The organism is Moorena sp. SIO3I6, assembly GCF_010672095.1.
This window is the reverse complement of sequence record NZ_JAAHHU010000040.1, coordinates 18,223-33,527: the sequence shown is the minus strand read 5'-3', so window position 1 is coordinate 33,527 and position 15,305 is coordinate 18,223. Positions and strand designations below refer to the sequence as shown.

The 15,305-nt window shown below is 43.4% G+C and carries 14 protein-coding genes; 8 read left to right on the top strand and 6 right to left on the bottom strand.

Annotated features, from left to right (window positions below):
* Positions 1-25 precede the first annotated feature (25 nt).
* Positions 26-5,959, bottom strand: coding sequence for a translocation/assembly module TamB domain-containing protein (locus F6K49_RS14245; protein WP_293097580.1), 5,934 nt, complete (start codon positions 5,957-5,959; stop codon positions 26-28).
* Between F6K49_RS14245 and F6K49_RS14240 the strand changes: the two genes are divergently transcribed.
* Positions 5,952-6,302 carry a hypothetical protein gene (locus tag F6K49_RS14240; protein ID WP_293025491.1) on the top strand — a complete coding sequence of 117 codons (351 nt, stop codon included), beginning with the start codon at positions 5,952-5,954 and terminating at the stop codon, positions 6,300-6,302. The two genes, F6K49_RS14245 and F6K49_RS14240, sit on opposite strands and share 8 nt — an antisense overlap.
* 40 nt (positions 6,303-6,342) lie before the next feature.
* Here the strand turns inward: F6K49_RS14240 and F6K49_RS14235 are convergent, their stop codons facing one another.
* The 3 genes from F6K49_RS14235 to F6K49_RS14225 form a co-directional block, all read right to left on the bottom strand.
* Complete coding sequence (locus F6K49_RS14235; RefSeq protein WP_293097577.1) at positions 6,343-8,022, bottom strand: glycosyltransferase family 39 protein; 1,680 nt, start codon at positions 8,020-8,022, stop codon at positions 6,343-6,345.
* 14 nt (positions 8,023-8,036) lie between these two features.
* The gene (locus tag F6K49_RS14230) at positions 8,037-8,177 is read right to left on the bottom strand and encodes a hypothetical protein (protein ID WP_293025493.1); all 141 of its coding nucleotides are present in this window, start codon (positions 8,175-8,177) and stop codon (positions 8,037-8,039) included.
* Between the two features lie 275 nt (positions 8,178-8,452).
* Positions 8,453-9,388, bottom strand: a complete 936-nt coding sequence (locus F6K49_RS14225) for a phosphorylase (RefSeq protein ID WP_293097574.1) — start codon at positions 9,386-9,388, stop codon at positions 8,453-8,455.
* Positions 9,389-9,858: 470 nt separating this feature from the next.
* On the opposite strand from F6K49_RS14225, the gene F6K49_RS14220 reads away from it, so the two are divergent.
* The 5 genes from F6K49_RS14220 (at position 9,859) to F6K49_RS14200 (ending at position 13,090) form a co-directional block, all read left to right on the top strand.
* Complete coding sequence (locus tag F6K49_RS14220; RefSeq protein WP_293097571.1) at positions 9,859-10,014, top strand: transposase family protein; 156 nt, start codon at positions 9,859-9,861, stop codon at positions 10,012-10,014.
* A 19-nt stretch (positions 10,015-10,033) separates the two neighbouring features.
* Positions 10,034-10,423 carry an ISAs1 family transposase gene (locus tag F6K49_RS14215; RefSeq protein ID WP_293097568.1) on the top strand — a complete coding sequence of 130 codons (390 nt, stop codon included), beginning with the start codon at positions 10,034-10,036 and terminating at the stop codon, positions 10,421-10,423.
* Positions 10,420-10,731, top strand: a complete 312-nt coding sequence (locus F6K49_RS14210; RefSeq protein ID WP_293097565.1) for a hypothetical protein — start codon at positions 10,420-10,422, stop codon at positions 10,729-10,731. Before F6K49_RS14215 ends, F6K49_RS14210 begins: the two co-directional genes overlap by 4 nt.
* A gap of 422 nt (positions 10,732-11,153) precedes the next feature.
* On the top strand, positions 11,154-11,801 hold the full coding sequence (locus tag F6K49_RS14205) for a Uma2 family endonuclease (protein ID WP_293097562.1): 648 nt from the start codon (positions 11,154-11,156) through the stop codon (positions 11,799-11,801).
* Between the two features lie 371 nt (positions 11,802-12,172).
* Positions 12,173-13,090, top strand: a complete 918-nt coding sequence (locus tag F6K49_RS14200; RefSeq protein WP_293097559.1) for a Uma2 family endonuclease — start codon at positions 12,173-12,175, stop codon at positions 13,088-13,090.
* Here F6K49_RS14200 and F6K49_RS14195 read toward each other — a convergent pair.
* A complete protein-coding gene (locus F6K49_RS14195; RefSeq protein WP_293047998.1) occupies positions 13,062-13,238 on the bottom strand; it encodes a hypothetical protein in 177 nt (58 codons plus the stop codon). The genes F6K49_RS14200 and F6K49_RS14195 overlap by 29 nt on opposite strands.
* Here F6K49_RS14195 and F6K49_RS14190 point away from each other — a divergent pair.
* Positions 13,226-13,534: a hypothetical protein gene (locus F6K49_RS14190; RefSeq protein WP_293097556.1), complete on the top strand. Its 309-nt coding sequence runs from the start codon at positions 13,226-13,228 to the stop codon at positions 13,532-13,534. The genes F6K49_RS14195 and F6K49_RS14190 overlap by 13 nt on opposite strands.
* On the opposite strand, the gene cutA is transcribed toward F6K49_RS14190, so the two are convergent.
* Positions 13,524-13,844: a divalent-cation tolerance protein CutA gene (gene cutA, locus F6K49_RS14185; RefSeq protein WP_075902723.1), complete on the bottom strand. Its 321-nt coding sequence runs from the start codon at positions 13,842-13,844 to the stop codon at positions 13,524-13,526. The two genes, F6K49_RS14190 and cutA, sit on opposite strands and share 11 nt — an antisense overlap.
* A 435-nt stretch (positions 13,845-14,279) precedes the next feature.
* Here cutA and F6K49_RS14180 point away from each other — a divergent pair, with 435 nt between their 5' ends.
* Positions 14,280-15,242, top strand: coding sequence for an aldo/keto reductase (locus F6K49_RS14180; RefSeq protein ID WP_293043140.1), 963 nt, complete (start codon positions 14,280-14,282; stop codon positions 15,240-15,242).
* Positions 15,243-15,305 lie beyond the last annotated feature (63 nt).

Here is a 15,305-nt window from a genome sequence, read left to right as displayed (position 1 = left end):
CTTAATTCTTAATTCTTAATTCTAATTAAAATCGATTTTCATACTCGACAATTATCTTAGTATCATCTGAAAAATTTGTAGCGCCGCGTAGCAAAACTTCTTCATTAACTCGATAGCGCAAGTTGTACTGAATTGGCTGATCAGTAGTTAACACTTTTAACAACGAAAATGATAAATTATTAGTAATATTAATTCCTGCTTCAGCACCTAGCTCTAAGCTATCAGTGCGTCTATTATCATCTGTAACTGTAGTAGGGAAAATGCGAAACTCATCTAATCCTGCGGCATCACCAATCAGGTTGCTGACATTACTCAGTAGTGCTGAGCCAGCCAGGTTTGCCAAACCCAAGGTAGTATTGCCTCGACCCAAGGTATCCACAAAGCCACCCCCTAATAGAGCAACAATTTCCCCTTCACTACGTTTTGGCATACTATTAAGTTCCACTCGGTCAAAGAGCTGACTTGCTCGCCCTTTTACTTTTGCTTGAACCCGAATAGTTTCTGTAGTGCCAAAATTAGTTGGGCTATCGCTAATTTCATTAGCAAAGGTTTCACTGGTAATGGGTTGTTTCCTAGACTCAATTACTGATGCCACCATCTGCACATCTAACTCTGGGTCTCTGCCAAGAGTGGCTACAAATCGAGCGTTGTTGTTGTAATTTTTATCAAGACGAAACTGGGTGGTAAAGAGATTGACCTGACCGCGCAGTAGCTGAATCGTTCCTTCTGGTCTAATATCGCTCATGTCCCCATTAATTAGAAGGGTACCGCTGGCGAGAAAATCTAATACTGGCAGCTGTCGAACTAGGATATTTTTACCTAAGGTCAACTGTAAGTTATTGAACTCGATTAGTTCGTCACCAGCCGATCCGCTACTCCCGATCGGGGCAGTTTGAGATTCAGAAATCGGTACTCGACCATCAAACAATTCGATGTAACCACCAATTCTAGGATTAAACAGAGTCCCAGTAATGATGGTCTGACCTTGAACACCACCACTGTAAATCCCTTTGAGATTGATGGCTAGTTGATTCAGGTCAACGGTGAGGGGATTCTCTAATGGTCTAGCTAGGTCTCGCAATGGCAAATTCCCTACCGCTACTAATTTACCACCACCAAAATTCCCTTGTAAGGTGTCTACAATTTCCATCCGGTTGAAGTTAAACCGGATTTTGCCATTAACTTCTGTCAGGGGTTCCGGTAAGGCTTGGGCAGCAATGGTAGCGTCTTGTACATTAATGTTACCAATAACGGTAAGTTGCTCCAGTTGCTCTCGCCAATCTTGGTCTTGGTCAAAGGTACCGGAAATATCTAAATCTACTTGTCCTTTACCATCAACCCAAGTGATTTGTTGATTGGTAAGCATGTTCAATCGGGCAAGTCCTTCGTTTTGAACCGTCAGTTGTACACTAACTTGCCGATTTTCTGGCTCTACTTCGGCAAAGGGTAACTTGTAGGGGATTTTGGCATTTACAGTTAGGGGTTCAGACTCTTTGGTCAGAAAACTTTGGGCAAAGACGTTCAACCGCGCATTGTTGTAACTAAAGCTGCCTTTGATGGATTCGAGGGGTGTTCGGTTTAAACTGGCATCCACTACAGATATTGCTCCCCTAGCTTGGGGATTGCTTAGACTTCCATAAAAGTCCGCTGTGGCATCAACAAATCCTCCGTAACCAACAGAGCTCGGAAATTTGAACACTTCTCTAATCAGGGAAACCGGGACGTTCTTTAGCTTGAGCTGACCCGATGGACCTTGTTCACCGATACTACCGGACAAGGTGGCTAGGCTCTGACCCGATTGAATCCGCACAGGTAAAAGATTCAGTACCCCTTCTTCAAAATTCCCTTGGCCAATAATTGTCTCAGCTTTATAGGAACCCCACTGCCAGTTTTCCCCTTGGAAATTAAATTTGGCACGGATGCCATCTTTGACTGAACCTTCCATACTGATACTGCCAGTAAAACCACCATTGATCTCGGTAAGCTCTGGTAACAGAAAGCTCTCTTGACGCTGCTGGCGTTGCTTCTCTAGGAGGGTGACTATTTCTGACATCCGCCGTAGGGGTTTTTTGAGCTTATTTTGTGGATTACCTACTCCAGTAACGGCAAGATCAGCGGCTGTGCCGTAGACGGGCGCTTGCAAGCCTCGACCTAGGTCAGTGATATCAAATAGTTGTAGGGTAGTCAGAACATCCTGGATTTCTCCGAGCTTAGCCTGGAGTTCTCCTTTAAATTCTGGTCCGTTGGGGGTTTGGGTGACGTTGGCAGCAAATAAGTATTGACTATCACCTTTTTTACCTTTTTCAAACAAGCCATTGGTCAGAGTCATCGTCCCTTGCTGGTATTGGAAAAAGCCTTGTAACAGCTTACCTCTGAGGTTGTCAAAGATGGGATTTTCGATCGCAATTTCACCGGATGACCCAAAGGTCTTGAGGTTCAGAGCAATTTTCCCAGATATGTCTCCCGCCAAGGGTTTGCTTAACCATGGTTCGAGGTTTTTCCCGTCTACCATCCCACTACTCAAAGCCAGACTCTTAATGGTATTGATGGGGAAATTCTTTACGGTCATTTGTAGCTCATCCCCTGACCGAATCCCAGTAGCAGTTTTGTTCTGATACTGCAGCAAAAAGGATACGGGTTGGTAATTGGGGTTTAGCACCACCTCCAGTTTGTCTTGATTACCTGCTAGCTGGAGATTTACCCCTGACTTTGGTGCTATACTCACTCGACCTGTCAGTAGGGATTCAAACTCCAGAGGACCAGCAAAAAAGTACCGCAGTCTTAAGTCACCGTTAATTGTCGGAGCTTGAGGAGTACCAGCAATGCGACCGTTAAAACCGACTAAGCCTCCTAAATTGAACGCATCAGGCAGGTCAGCCGGTAATCGTTGCAAATTCAAATCCTCTGCTTGTACCTGGAAATCAAAGGTCTTAATTGCTTGTAAGCCCTGACTCTTTGGGTTTAGATTGACAAAACCATTAGCATTGAATCCCTCGGCTATCGCTTCTTTAATCTCTAGCCTTTGACCATTCCAGTCAAAGGATGTGGCTAGGGAACGCTCAAGTATAGAAATGCCTTCACTAAAATTCAGCTTACCCTGAGCTTGGATTGCTGATAGAGCTGTATCTGGTGTCAATAGCAACGGAGCAGAAATATTGACACTGCCATTGAGACGTCCTCGTAAATCAGGATTAATCTCCCACAACTTGAGATTAGTAGGCTGGAAAACTCCCTGAAATTTACCATTGCTAAACTCAGCTGTTCCTAGTAATTGACCACCAGCAACCTTGAGTTGTCCAGACCCTTTGCCCTTAATGGCGTCAATGGTTAAATTAGTTAGATTACCAGAGACAGTGACATTCCCGGAAAGAGGGCCATTGAATTGGGGCGGGACCGGAGCAAGAGCACCCAAGTCGAGCTTAGAGGTTTGTACCTTGGCCTGGAAGTTACCATTGGCAATATCGATTTGAGAAGCCTGAATTCTACCCCCTTCCACATCTAAAGTACCAGACCCACTAGCAGTAATACTGCTAGGACTTACCGAATCTAGATTCCCTGAGATGGTAAACTCCCCGGAGGCTGGACCGTCGAATTGCGATGGTATTGGTCCGAGACGACCTAACTGGAGATTGGATGCTACGACTTGAGCTTTGAAGTTGCCTTTAGCGATATCGACAGCATCAGCTTTAATGGTTCCTCCTGCTAGGTCTAAACTGCCAGACCCACTAGCAGTAATGGTGCTAGGACTGACCGAATCCACATTCCCTGAGATGGTAAACTCCCCGGAAGCTGGACCGTCGAATTGCGGAGGTATTGGTCCGAGACGACCTAACTTGACCTTGGATGCAACTACTTGAGCTTTGAAGTTGCCATTAGCGATATCGACAGCATCAGCTTTAATGGTTCCTCCTGCTACATCTAAACTACCAGACCCACTAGCGGTAATGGTACTAGGACTGACCGAATCCACATTCCCTGAGATGGTTAACTCCCCGGAGGCTGGACCGTTGAATTGCGGTGGTATTGGTGCGAGACGACCTAACTTGAGATTGGATGCGACTACTTGAGCTTGGAACTGGCCTTTAGCGATCGCGATCGCATCAGCTTTAATAGTCCCTGCTGCTAGGTCTAAACTACCCGATCCACTAGCGGTAATCGTACTAGGACTCAAAGACTTTACATTCCCTGAGATAGTCAACTCCCCTGAGATGGGACCTTTAAATTCAGAGGGTACTGGTGCTAAGGCTTCTAGAGGAATCTCAGAGGCTTGGACTAGGGTAGAAAAACCACCATTGATCAGTTTTACATTAGTAGCACGCAAGGTACCACCATCAACTGTTACGCTGCCGTAACCCCTGGCACGGAGGGTTTCTGGCTCGAAAGAATCAAGGCGACCGGACAGATTAAATTGACCATTGAACGGTCCAGAGAACTCTGGCGGTAGAGATTGTGCAGGCAAGGTTTTTAGGATTGGTGCCACGGAAATATTCTTAGCTTCTACTAACCCCTGCCAGCGCCCAGCCCCCACTTGAAAATTAGTAGCTCTGAGAACACCATCACCGATGGGCAGATTAGCATAACCAGTGGCACGAAAATTCTCGGGCTTGTCAAGGGGAGAAAAGATCTGGGTTCTGCCATAAATTCGACCCAGAGGAATGGGTAGATTAAATCCATACTGTTTTGCGATCGCATTCGCTGGCACATTCACAGCTTTGAGATCAAATACTGCCCCCCCCTGATCCATAAATTTGATATCCCCCTTGCCTGTGACTAAGCCACCCACTGTTGGTTTTGCCTGCAAGTTTCTAATGGCCAGCTCAGTATTAATAACGGTAAAGTCAGCAGTAATATAGCTGAAGTTCACCTGGTCAAGGGTGGCGGCAGTGGTGGTAAACGCCTCTCCAATCACAATCGGGTTGTCGATAGCTCCAGTGACCTTAAACGTAGCCTGTGCTTTACCTAAAGTAGTTACTGGTAGCTCTTTGATGCCAAAGGTCTGTGCATACTGCTGTATCTGAACCGGTTCGCTTGTTGCTCTGAGCTTGTACCCTGACTCAATATCCAGCATTCCCCCGATTTGGGCAGGTACTTGACCGAATCTGGTAGTTATGTTATTGAGCCAAATCTGACTCCCTCGAAAGCTCAGCTTACCTTTGCTTTCAGTGAACAGTTGGGGCAAGGGTTCTAAGCGGGCGGTGGTGTCGGAAAAGTTAATCGTACCCCAATACTGCCAAGGCTGTTCAGCATTATTCCGTTGTATTCTCAGGTTGCCACCCAGTTTACCCCCTTGAAGCTTCAGGGGAATCAGAAGTACTTTACTAACCTCTGCCGCACTCACGTTATCGACATCAAGGTGCAAGTCAGTTTTTTCTTGAGAGAGGCGGTAATCTCCCTTAACCTTTAAATTTCCCCCAGTTAACGGCTGACTATTTACATCAAAGCGAATCAGCTGACCTCCGTCGAGAAATTTACTTTTCCCCCGAACCTCAGTAAATCTCATCGGTGGTTCTTTGATGCCCACTTCAGATCTTGGCACCACCACCACATCCGCATCCCGCCACCGCACCACCTTTGGGTCTACCTTAAACGCAGAATCTTGGGCAGTTTGTGTAAATGCTGTAGACACCCAGTTTAAATCTTTGTCCTGTTCAACATATATATTAGGTTCAACTAGGGTTACATCTAGTTCTAGGGTTCTGGTAAACAGCAGTTTAACGGGGTTATAGCTTACCTTCACTGCCTCGGTAACAAGATGATCGGGATCCGTAGGGGTAGCTGGTATTTCCGAAGAACCAAACCTTACACCATTTAGGGAAAAGCCCTCCACTGGTCCGACATTGACTTTCCGGTTAAGAAAGCTAGATAAATTTTTCTCTACCGTTGGTGCTAATTGCTTCTGGATGAAATACCAAGCAAAAAGGCTTCCGCCCCCTATCCCAGAAACTAGAATCATGACCATAAGCATGAAGACCGGACGTAGCAGCCTCTGCCAAAAACCTGTACTTACCGTAGGTTCTGGAGTATTTTCCGGAGTAGGCTCTGGTAGATTACCAGGATTGGGAGAGTTACTCATCTTGATTGGTTTGCACCTTACAACTGGAGTTCCGAGGGAATATGGGGGCATCGTCATCTTAATTTATCAGGGAAATACAGGGAGTAGGGGTATCAGTTATAGGTGCCGAATACCAAGTGCTTTTCAAGAGGATCTCACCATTCCCAATCATGATTGGGAAGAAGGGGAAGAGGGGGAGGAGATGGAAGAAGGTGCTGTGTCCCAATGGTGTGAATGCAACTCGGGATAAGGCAGATAATACTACTACTTTTTTGATCTGACGAAGATCCCTATCTTGATAGTTTCCAGAGCCAAGATTGATCGGTAGGTTTAACGCTATACTTATAGGTGGTTTCAATTCCCTGGCGCAATTCCTCTGACGGTCGATAAAGTAAAACATTTTCGAAACCCTCCGGAATCTCCGGGATGTTGGTAGAGCTATTGGATTTATCCAATAACATCAGCTGTACATCCGGGCGAAGTAGATGACACAGAGATAGAACCCTACCGGGAATTTCATTACTGATCAAGAGTGGTTGTGGGATTTGATTAATCCAAGCTGCTACCGGGGGATTATTGCGACTCTTCGCATAGCTCTTGTGCCACCAAACTGGCAGTTGAGAGCTGACTATACAGGAGAGTATGCCGCTAAATGCCAGAGCAATTGCTATAGACTTCCAAGTTTTAGGATTTTGTCGGGTTTTTACCATGGGCACTATGTCATGGTCAACCCTTACTTGCTGATTTTGCCTATCTTCGGGATTTGCTAAATTTCCATCAATCATTCCCTTGGTATATTTTCCTGAGTTTTTGGCTTGGGTTGTCAGGAAATAAGCAATAGCTAACTGAATGCCTAGATAACAGGGAATAGCATAGCGAGTAATGCTAGAACGGCGACCACCTAATAGCACATCTGGACCGATTAGAGCAATTCCTGTCACTCCAATTAAGGTAATAATAAATACCCAAGCATGCTGAGGAGCCTTACGACAAAGATAGTAGAGGGCGTAGCCTGCTAAAAATAAACTGAGATAGTGGAGGGGACTCAAAGGATGGATGCCTTGGTTGACATCAAAGAAAATCCGACTGAGGTTTAAGGTCCAAAATAGGGGTAAGAAGCCTGAACGACTATGATTAACTGAGTCAGTATTAGCGATAAATTTGGAGAAATTAGTGATAACAATGATTAGCCAAGGGGAGAATAGCAATATTCCTCCTAAGGAGGCTAGTAAATAGCTAGTTACTCGCTTACTCCACCGACCACCTTCGGTAATTAATACATACAATCCCTGTCCAATTAAAACAAAGGCTGAGAAAGGGTGAGTATAAAGTGCTAAGGCAACAGTAAAGCTATAGATAATCCATCGATAAGTTTTTTTGATGAATTGCTTTCTCCTATAATAATTCATTGCCCATAATAGGACTGCACTAGAAAGCAAAATGGTAACGGTCCATAAACTATATTCTCGGGCTTCTTGGGCATACAAAACATGAAAGGGAGAAATAGCAATTATGGCAACAGCTACCCATCCGATTAATTTTGAACCAAATAGTTCTAAGCACAGCCAGTAAGCACAGGGCAATGCTAATAAGCTAATTATTACTGATAGCAGTCTGATCGTTCCTACGGAATTGCCAAAGGTTTGTAACCATAACCTAGCCATTAGGTAGTAAAGGGGAGAATGTTCGGGATTACCGGCTAGGGAATTAATAGTGTCATTGATATCTCTTTCAGTATTAGGAAATTGGTACTGTTTCAACAATTTTTCTACGCTGATAATCTGACCATCGAAAATTGTTTCTACTAGTTCGGTTCGAGTGTGACCAGAAATTCTAATGGAGGTCATTGTCTCGTCGTACCAGTAAACTTTACGGTCTAGGTTGTAAAATCTAAAGACTACTCCCAGTACGATTACGATGATCAGTAAATTTCTGAACCAGATAGAATCAAGAGTAATTTTCTTGATCATGCTAACTACGATAATTAGGGGATAATTGAAACTATAGCAAAGGGAACAGGGAATAGGGAACAGGGAACAGGGAGTAGGGAGTAGGGAGTAGGGAGCAGGGAGCAGGCAGAAATAGGAAAGAGATCCAAATAGTTTTTGATGTTATGAGCAATCATCAAGATTGCTCATGATATATTTATAATAGCTATAGTAAAGATGGTTTTAAGGGAATTAGCATCAAAGATGACTGTACCTCATAACTGCGATCAACGCACTGTATAACTATAAAAATACTAATTTAAAATTAATACTTAACAATTGGGTATTATAGCGTTTTTCATCATGATGAGATACATTCAAGTTTCTTACCCCTACTCCCTACTCCCTACTCCCTACTCCCTACTCCCTACTCCCTACTCCCTACTCCCTATTCCCTATTCCCTTTCCTTAATTACCAATTAACGGCAACGTTTCTCAAAATTGTCATGGGACCATGGTCTTTCAGACGTTTCATTTGCTCTTGGTTTCGGACTAGGAGAGCTCCGGCAAATCCGAGGGAGTTGACACCAATTGACTGGAAATCTGCTTGAGAACGGGGTAAAAGCAACATCCATTGCCTTGTGGCGAGGAGATTGTAGGCACCGGATTGCTTGTTACCATTGGCATTATTCCATGGCAACCCGACTGCACTCAGTAATCTATGGTACAACTTGAGGGTGGCTTGAGCAGCATCCCACGGAGAGTTTACCCAATTAGGGTCAAGCTGAACAATAGCATTGATGAAGGGTAGGGTTGGGATGGTGCCAACAGAGTCCTGAAAGCTAGCTGATGCGATCGCATTTTCGATCGGGATGTTAACTCCTTCAGGGGCTAGGGGCAGAGGAACTAGTTGCAAGTGCTTGTGTCGTTGACTCGCACCACCAATCTTTCCAGCATTATAGAATGCCAAGCCATCAATTTCGGCAAGACATGCCCACATAGCAGCAAAATCCTGCAAAGTCAGCCAAGTATCTTGCTCCTCGAAAGCACGGGTTATGATCAGCAGGTGATGGTCAACTACGTTGTATTTGTTCAACAGACACAGGTGGGTGTCGGAAAGGTCTGCTACAAATAAATCTTGTTCGTAGGGAAGAAAAGGGTTGAAATCCTTGGATGAAGTAGCTGTTTTTTCCTCTTGCTTCTTTTTGGCTTTGTCTTTCCGTACCAGATTAGACAAAATCCGCACCAGGAAGCGAATACCCTCCTGTTCTACGAATTCGTATTCTGTCGCTATGGATTGGAGTGCTTTACATTCAATAGCGTGTTCAGTTTGTGCTTTCAGTTTCGGCCACAATGTACCTGGTTCTAGTACTAGTGTTCCTTCGGCAATTGGTTGTTCCTCAGTCATAGCGATCGCATTTCCTTCAGCTTCTATGGCAATCTTAAATCATTTGTCAAAAAGCAAGCCTATGCGCTACGCGCACGCTGCTTGAGGTGCCGTCAGCTGTCAGCTGTCAGCTAAATGCTTAAACTAAACCTCGAATAGGGAGCAGGGACTTCGGAGCAGGGAGCAGGGGGAAGAAAGTTGACTGTACCTATTTAGAATAATAAACGCTATTATCTTATTGATTAACGTTCAAAAAATAACCCTAGTTTTTTTAAACAAAAGTAACTATTTTTTTTAAAAAAACCATATTTTTTTAAACAAAATGCATTAAAATTAATTTATAATAACAAAAAAAATATGACCCCTTTGCTACTACTCCCTACTCCCTACTCCCTACTCCCTACTCCCTACTCCCTCAGGGCTATTTCATTCTAAATGTAATCGGAATATGGTATAATGCAGCGCAAACTCCATTTAATGCATCTACTCCCGTGTCTCAAATCGCAATTATAGAAGCCTTTGCTGGACTAGAAGATCCTCGTCGTCGTGCCGGACAGCGCCACACTCTTCCACTGTGCCTAGCGCTATTTACTTTGGCCATAGCCGCCGGAAATAAAGGATTTTTAGCAATTGGAGATTGGATTTAAAGTTACCGTGAGGAGTTAATTGACCTTCTCAAACCTCCGAAAAACAGGCTTCCAACTTAGGCGTACTGTACGTCGAATCTTATTGTATATTAATTATGAAGAGTATTCGATGTGCCTAGCTAAATTCTTTAATGTACAACCAGCTTCTGGAGAAACCATTGGTTTAGACGGTAAAGTCCTTAAACATTCATATCAGATTGAAAACGATAATCCCAATTCCGACTCCCACCCAGCCATTATGTTGGTCAGTTCTTACATTGTTGAGCGGGGTTTGATTTTAGAACCCTTTGAAGTTGATGCCAAAACCAACGAAATCAAAGCTTTACCAGAGTTGCTCAAAAAACTTGCTCTAAAAGGAGTTGTCTTTGCCTTTGATGCTATTAATACCCAAAAAAAACTTGTGAATTGATCGTCAACAGTGGCAATGATTATATAGCTGCATTAAAAGGTAATCAACCAACTCTATTTCAAGATGTTAAAACAAATTTTATACCTGAATTTACTTGTAATCAAATAAACAAAGGACATGGTCGAATCGAAAAGCGTCATGTTAGTATTTGCAAAAATCTTGATTGTATCCGTCCTTGGCCAGGACTAACTACTTTGATTAAAGTTCAATCAGAACGACAGGTGTTTACACATAATGTAATTGAAGTAACTACTCAGACTCGTTATTATATTTCGCACCTTTTGTTTGACAGCCCAAGAATTTGGTGAACGTATCCGTGGATATTGGGGTGTCGAGAATAAAGTTCATTATGTTCGAGATGTTACTCAAGGCGAAGATAAATCCAGAATCCGCACTAACCCTCTCCCTAAAATTTTTACTATAGCTCGCAATTTTACACTCAATTTATACCGTGACCACATGTTTGACAACATGGCACAAGCTCAACGACTATGTTCTTTTGGTCTAGATACGCTTAAGCAACTTTTTAGAATGAAATAGCCCTGCCTACTCCCTACTCCCTACTCCCTACTCCCTACTCCCTACTCCCTACTCCCTACTCCCTACTCCCTACTCCCTACTCCCTACTCCCTACTCCCTACTCCCTACTCCCTAAAACCCAGTAAAAAGTCCCTCAACCAATTGAGCACTGCTATAAATAAAAGTAATCCTAAAGAGGTAATACCATCCCATGATCACAGGAAATTATGAACTGGCTGAACAGCGGGTAATTTGCAACAATGTCAGTTGGCATATCTTTGAACAATTACTCACAGAATTAGGAGAAGACCGCTCCACTCGCTTGGCTTACGATGACGGAAGATTAGAAATTATGACTCCCTTAGGCCCCCATGAAAATAATAACCGCTTTATTGAACGCTTGATTGGTGCGATCGCTGATGAATTAAATCTAACTATCAAAACCTTTGGCTCCTTGACTCTTAAGCGAGAAACACGGTTAAAAGGTGCAGAACCTGACTCCTGTTACTATCTCCAAAATGAGCCATTGGTAAGACATAAGCAAACCATTAATTTAGATCATGACCCACCGCCTGATTTAGTCTTAGAAGTCGATATCACCAGTGGTTCTTTAGATAAGCGTCCTATTTATGCAGCGCTTGGTGTCCCTGAATTGTGGCGTTATAATGGACAAAAATTAGAATTTTTTGTGCTACAACAACCGATTTTCATTTATAATCAAGTAAATCAGACTCCAACCTTCCCTTGGATGCCTTTGAATGCTATTCCTAGGTTTATTAACCAAAGTTTAGTCGATGGCGAAACAGCAACATTACGGGCGTTTAGGGCTTGGGTTAGAAAACAAAATAATTTGGATTGAGGTTTTATAGCAGTTATCAATTGGGTGAGGTATACAATTTCTGGATTTTAGGGAACAGGGAACAGGGAACAGGGAGCAGGGAGCAGGGAGCAGGGGGAAGAAAATTGAATGTACCTGATCAGGATAATAAACGTTATAATATTAGCGATTAACATTCAATCAAATAAGCATTTATTTATAAAATCAAATCAAATTTGATATCAAAAAACATCATTAAAAAAATGTGATTTTTTATAATAATAAAAACCCCCTTTAATCCTGTTCCCTGTTCCCTGTTCCCTGTTCCCTGTTCCCTACTCCCTACTCCCTACTCCCTACTCCCTACTCCCTACTCCCTACTCCCTACTCCCTATTCCCTACTCCCTAAAAAAATGACTAAAAACTTGATTCCCCAAAGTGAAGCTCCTGCCTCTCCTAAAGAAACGCTACCTAGCATGTATGACCTGCCAAGTGAGAATCCGGAGGAACCTGGTTTGGCAGACGAATTTCACGATTTACAACCAGAATTATTAAGTCGCACCTTTCGTTGTCAGTATTACCCTTCTGAGGAAGTATTTATTGGTACAGATTTAAATCTTTACTATGATGTGCGCCATCCTCAATGGTATAAACGCCCAGATTGGTTTTTAGTGGTAGGAGTTCCCCGTTTATACGAAGGCACTGATATTAGATCTAGCTATGTAATTTGGCAAGAAGGAGTTAATCCCTTTATAATTGTAGAATTGCTATCACCGACAACTGCAAAAGACGACTTGGGGGATAACCTAGAGCAAGAATCTCAAGCATCTATAAGAGTTGATGGAAATAGTGATAAGATTCAACCACAAGATAGTAATAAAACTAGTAATAGTAGCCCTGAGCCTACCCATCAAACTATTCCTTCCAAGTGGGAAGTCTATGAGCAACGATTACGGGTACCTTATTATCTCGTGTTTAGTCGCTATACCAACCAAATTCGGTTTTTCAAATTAATCGGAGCTGGTTACCAAGAGCAAGGGATTTTAGCTGACCCACCCCAGATTTGGATTCCAGAACTAGACATAGGTGTGGGATTTTGGTGGGGAGAGTATGCGGGGATAACTCGTAATTGGTTGCGCTGGTGTGATGGTTCGGGAAATTGGCTTCTGACGGATACAGAACAGGAACGGGCAGCAAAAGAACAAGCCCAGCAACAAGTGAAACAGATTATAGTCAATCTGTTGCAATCAGGGATGGATGTTGAACAAGTTGCTAATATCACTGGAGTTGATCGGGAGGAAATTAGATCATGTTCAGATAATCAGTTATAAAAACATAGCTTCCTTCTGCTAGGGAATCGGGAATCGGGAATCGGGAATCGGGAATCGGGAATAAGGATATAATTATAACTATGGCGTTGCTTAATAATGGAAGGATTTTAATAGTTTTGTGGAATGGGCATCTTGGTGGAACTGGCATCTTGTGTAGAACTGGCATCTTGTGTAGAACTGGCATCTTGTGTAGAACTGGCATCTTGTGTAGAACTGGCATCTTGTGTAGAACTGGCATCTTGTGTAGAACTGGCATCTTGTGTAGAACTGGCATCTTGTGTAGAACTGGCATCTTGTGTAGAACTGGCATCTTGTGTAGAACTGGCATCTTGCCAGTTTCATGCTTATTTTCGCGCGGGCAGGATGCCCACTCTACTCCTATTCATTCGAAGACTGACGCAACGCCCCAACTATTGCCAGAAATTACCGGATTTTAGGCAATAGCGACATTATTAATCAGCCAAGCTGCATACTGTTCGTTGACATGCTGTGTACTTAGTACCACAAATTCAGGGGTATCGTAGGGATGATAATTAGTTACAGTCTGCTCTGCTTTAGAGATCAGCTCCGTAGTTGTTTTGATGACTAGCAGCACTTCAGAATCAGACTCAACCTCACCCTCCCACCAATAAACTGAAGAGATCCCGGGAATAATGTTCACACATGCTGCCTCTCTACGCTGGAGAAGCTGATTAGACAGATCATGGGCAACAGCATTATCAGGACAGGTGACAAGGATTAAAACGATGTTCATGCTTTTGCTCAATTTTTTTTGACCCGGGAATATATTAAACCAGATTCCGCACTTTAAAATGTTTTACACAGAAAACGGTTAAAATTAATGTTTTATACAGAAAACCCTTAGAATTATGACGTTGCTGAATTAGAGTATGAATGGGCGATCGTCTCGTTTTGGTGGGGTGCATCCTGCCTGCCGGAAAATTGTAACGGGCAAGATGCCCATTCCACGCTTAATGCATATTCCACGCTTAATGCTTATTCCACACTTAATTACCATTACACACTTAATGTTTATTACACGTTTAATACACATTTAACATTTAATGCACATTTTACGCCTAATGACCATTCCACGCCTGATGCCCATTCCACGCCTGATGCCCATTCCAGAAAACTCTTAAAATCATTCCATGATTAAGTAAGGCCGAAAAAGTGAAAGGAGTTAAGGATGGAAACCAAAGCCTTAGGCACTTCGGAGGTAAAAATCACCCCGATTATCATGGGCACTTGGCAGGCCGGTAAATCTAGGTGGGTAGGCATTGAAGATGCTGAGACCATAAAAGGGCTGCGAGCAGGATTTGAGGCGGGGATAACTACGGTTGATACTGCAGAACTTTACGGGAAGGGTCACTCGGAACAAATTGTTGGTCAGGCTCTAGCAGAGGTACGCGACCAACTGGTTTATGCTACCAAAGTGTGTGCTAATCATCTTAAATATGACCAGGTGATCGAGGCTTGTGAGGGTTCCTTGAAAAATCTGAAGACAGATTATATCGACCTCTACCAGATTCACTGGCCTTCTGGCACCTTGGGAAGTGAGGTAGTGCCAATTGAGGAAACCATGAGCGCTCTCAATACGTTGAAAGAGCAAGGCAAAATTCGGGCAATTGGAGTCTCCAATTTTTCCCGCAGCCAGTTAGCAGAAGCTTCTCAGTACGGACGAATTGATAGCCTGCAGCCTCCCTACTCTCTGTTTTGGCGTCAGGTGGAGCAAGATGCTATGCCTTTCTGTGTAGAGCACAATATCTCGATTATTGGCTATTCTTCCTTAGCTCAGGGATTATTAACTGGCAAGTTTGGTCCAGAGCACAAGTTTGAAGAAGGGGATCATCGCAGCAAAAATAAGTTGTTCAACGGTGATAACTATCAACGAGCACAGCAAGCATTAGCTCAGCTACGACCAATTGCAGAGCGTCATCAGTGTACCCTGGCTCAGTTGTCTCTGGCATGGTTGATGTCTCAGCCACAAACTAATGCGATCGCAGGATTCCGAAATAGTGCCCAAGCTATTGACAATGCTCAAGCTGTTGAGGTTAAGCTGTCTGCTGCTGATGAGCTACAAGACATTGATCAGATTGGACGGCTGGTTACAGACCATTTAGATGATAATCCAGTGATGTGGGATCTTTAAGGGACTGCTTAAACCTGACTTCTTGACCTCAGCGGTCAGCGGTCAGCGGTCAGCGGTCAACTT

Coding starts and splice junctions, on each gene's coding strand:
- F6K49_RS14245 (WP_293097580.1), bottom strand. CDS start 5,959: ATGGTCATGATTCTAGTTTCTGGGATAGGGGGCGGAAGCCTTTTTGCT.
- F6K49_RS14180 (WP_293043140.1), top strand. CDS start 14,280: ATGGAAACCAAAGCCTTAGGCACTTCGGAGGTAAAAATCACCCCGATT.
- F6K49_RS14235 (WP_293097577.1), bottom strand. CDS start 8,022: ATGATCAAGAAAATTACTCTTGATTCTATCTGGTTCAGAAATTTACTG.
- F6K49_RS14240 (WP_293025491.1), top strand. CDS start 5,952: ATGACCATAAGCATGAAGACCGGACGTAGCAGCCTCTGCCAAAAACCT.
- F6K49_RS14195 (WP_293047998.1), bottom strand. CDS start 13,238: ATGCCAGTTCCACCAAGATGCCCATTCCACAAAACTATTAAAATCCTT.
- cutA (WP_075902723.1), bottom strand. CDS start 13,844: ATGAACATCGTTTTAATCCTTGTCACCTGTCCTGATAATGCTGTTGCC.
- F6K49_RS14230 (WP_293025493.1), bottom strand. CDS start 8,177: ATGATTGCTCATAACATCAAAAACTATTTGGATCTCTTTCCTATTTCT.
- F6K49_RS14200 (WP_293097559.1), top strand. CDS start 12,173: ATGACTAAAAACTTGATTCCCCAAAGTGAAGCTCCTGCCTCTCCTAAA.
- F6K49_RS14225 (WP_293097574.1), bottom strand. CDS start 9,388: ATGACTGAGGAACAACCAATTGCCGAAGGAACACTAGTACTAGAACCA.
- F6K49_RS14205 (WP_293097562.1), top strand. CDS start 11,154: ATGATCACAGGAAATTATGAACTGGCTGAACAGCGGGTAATTTGCAAC.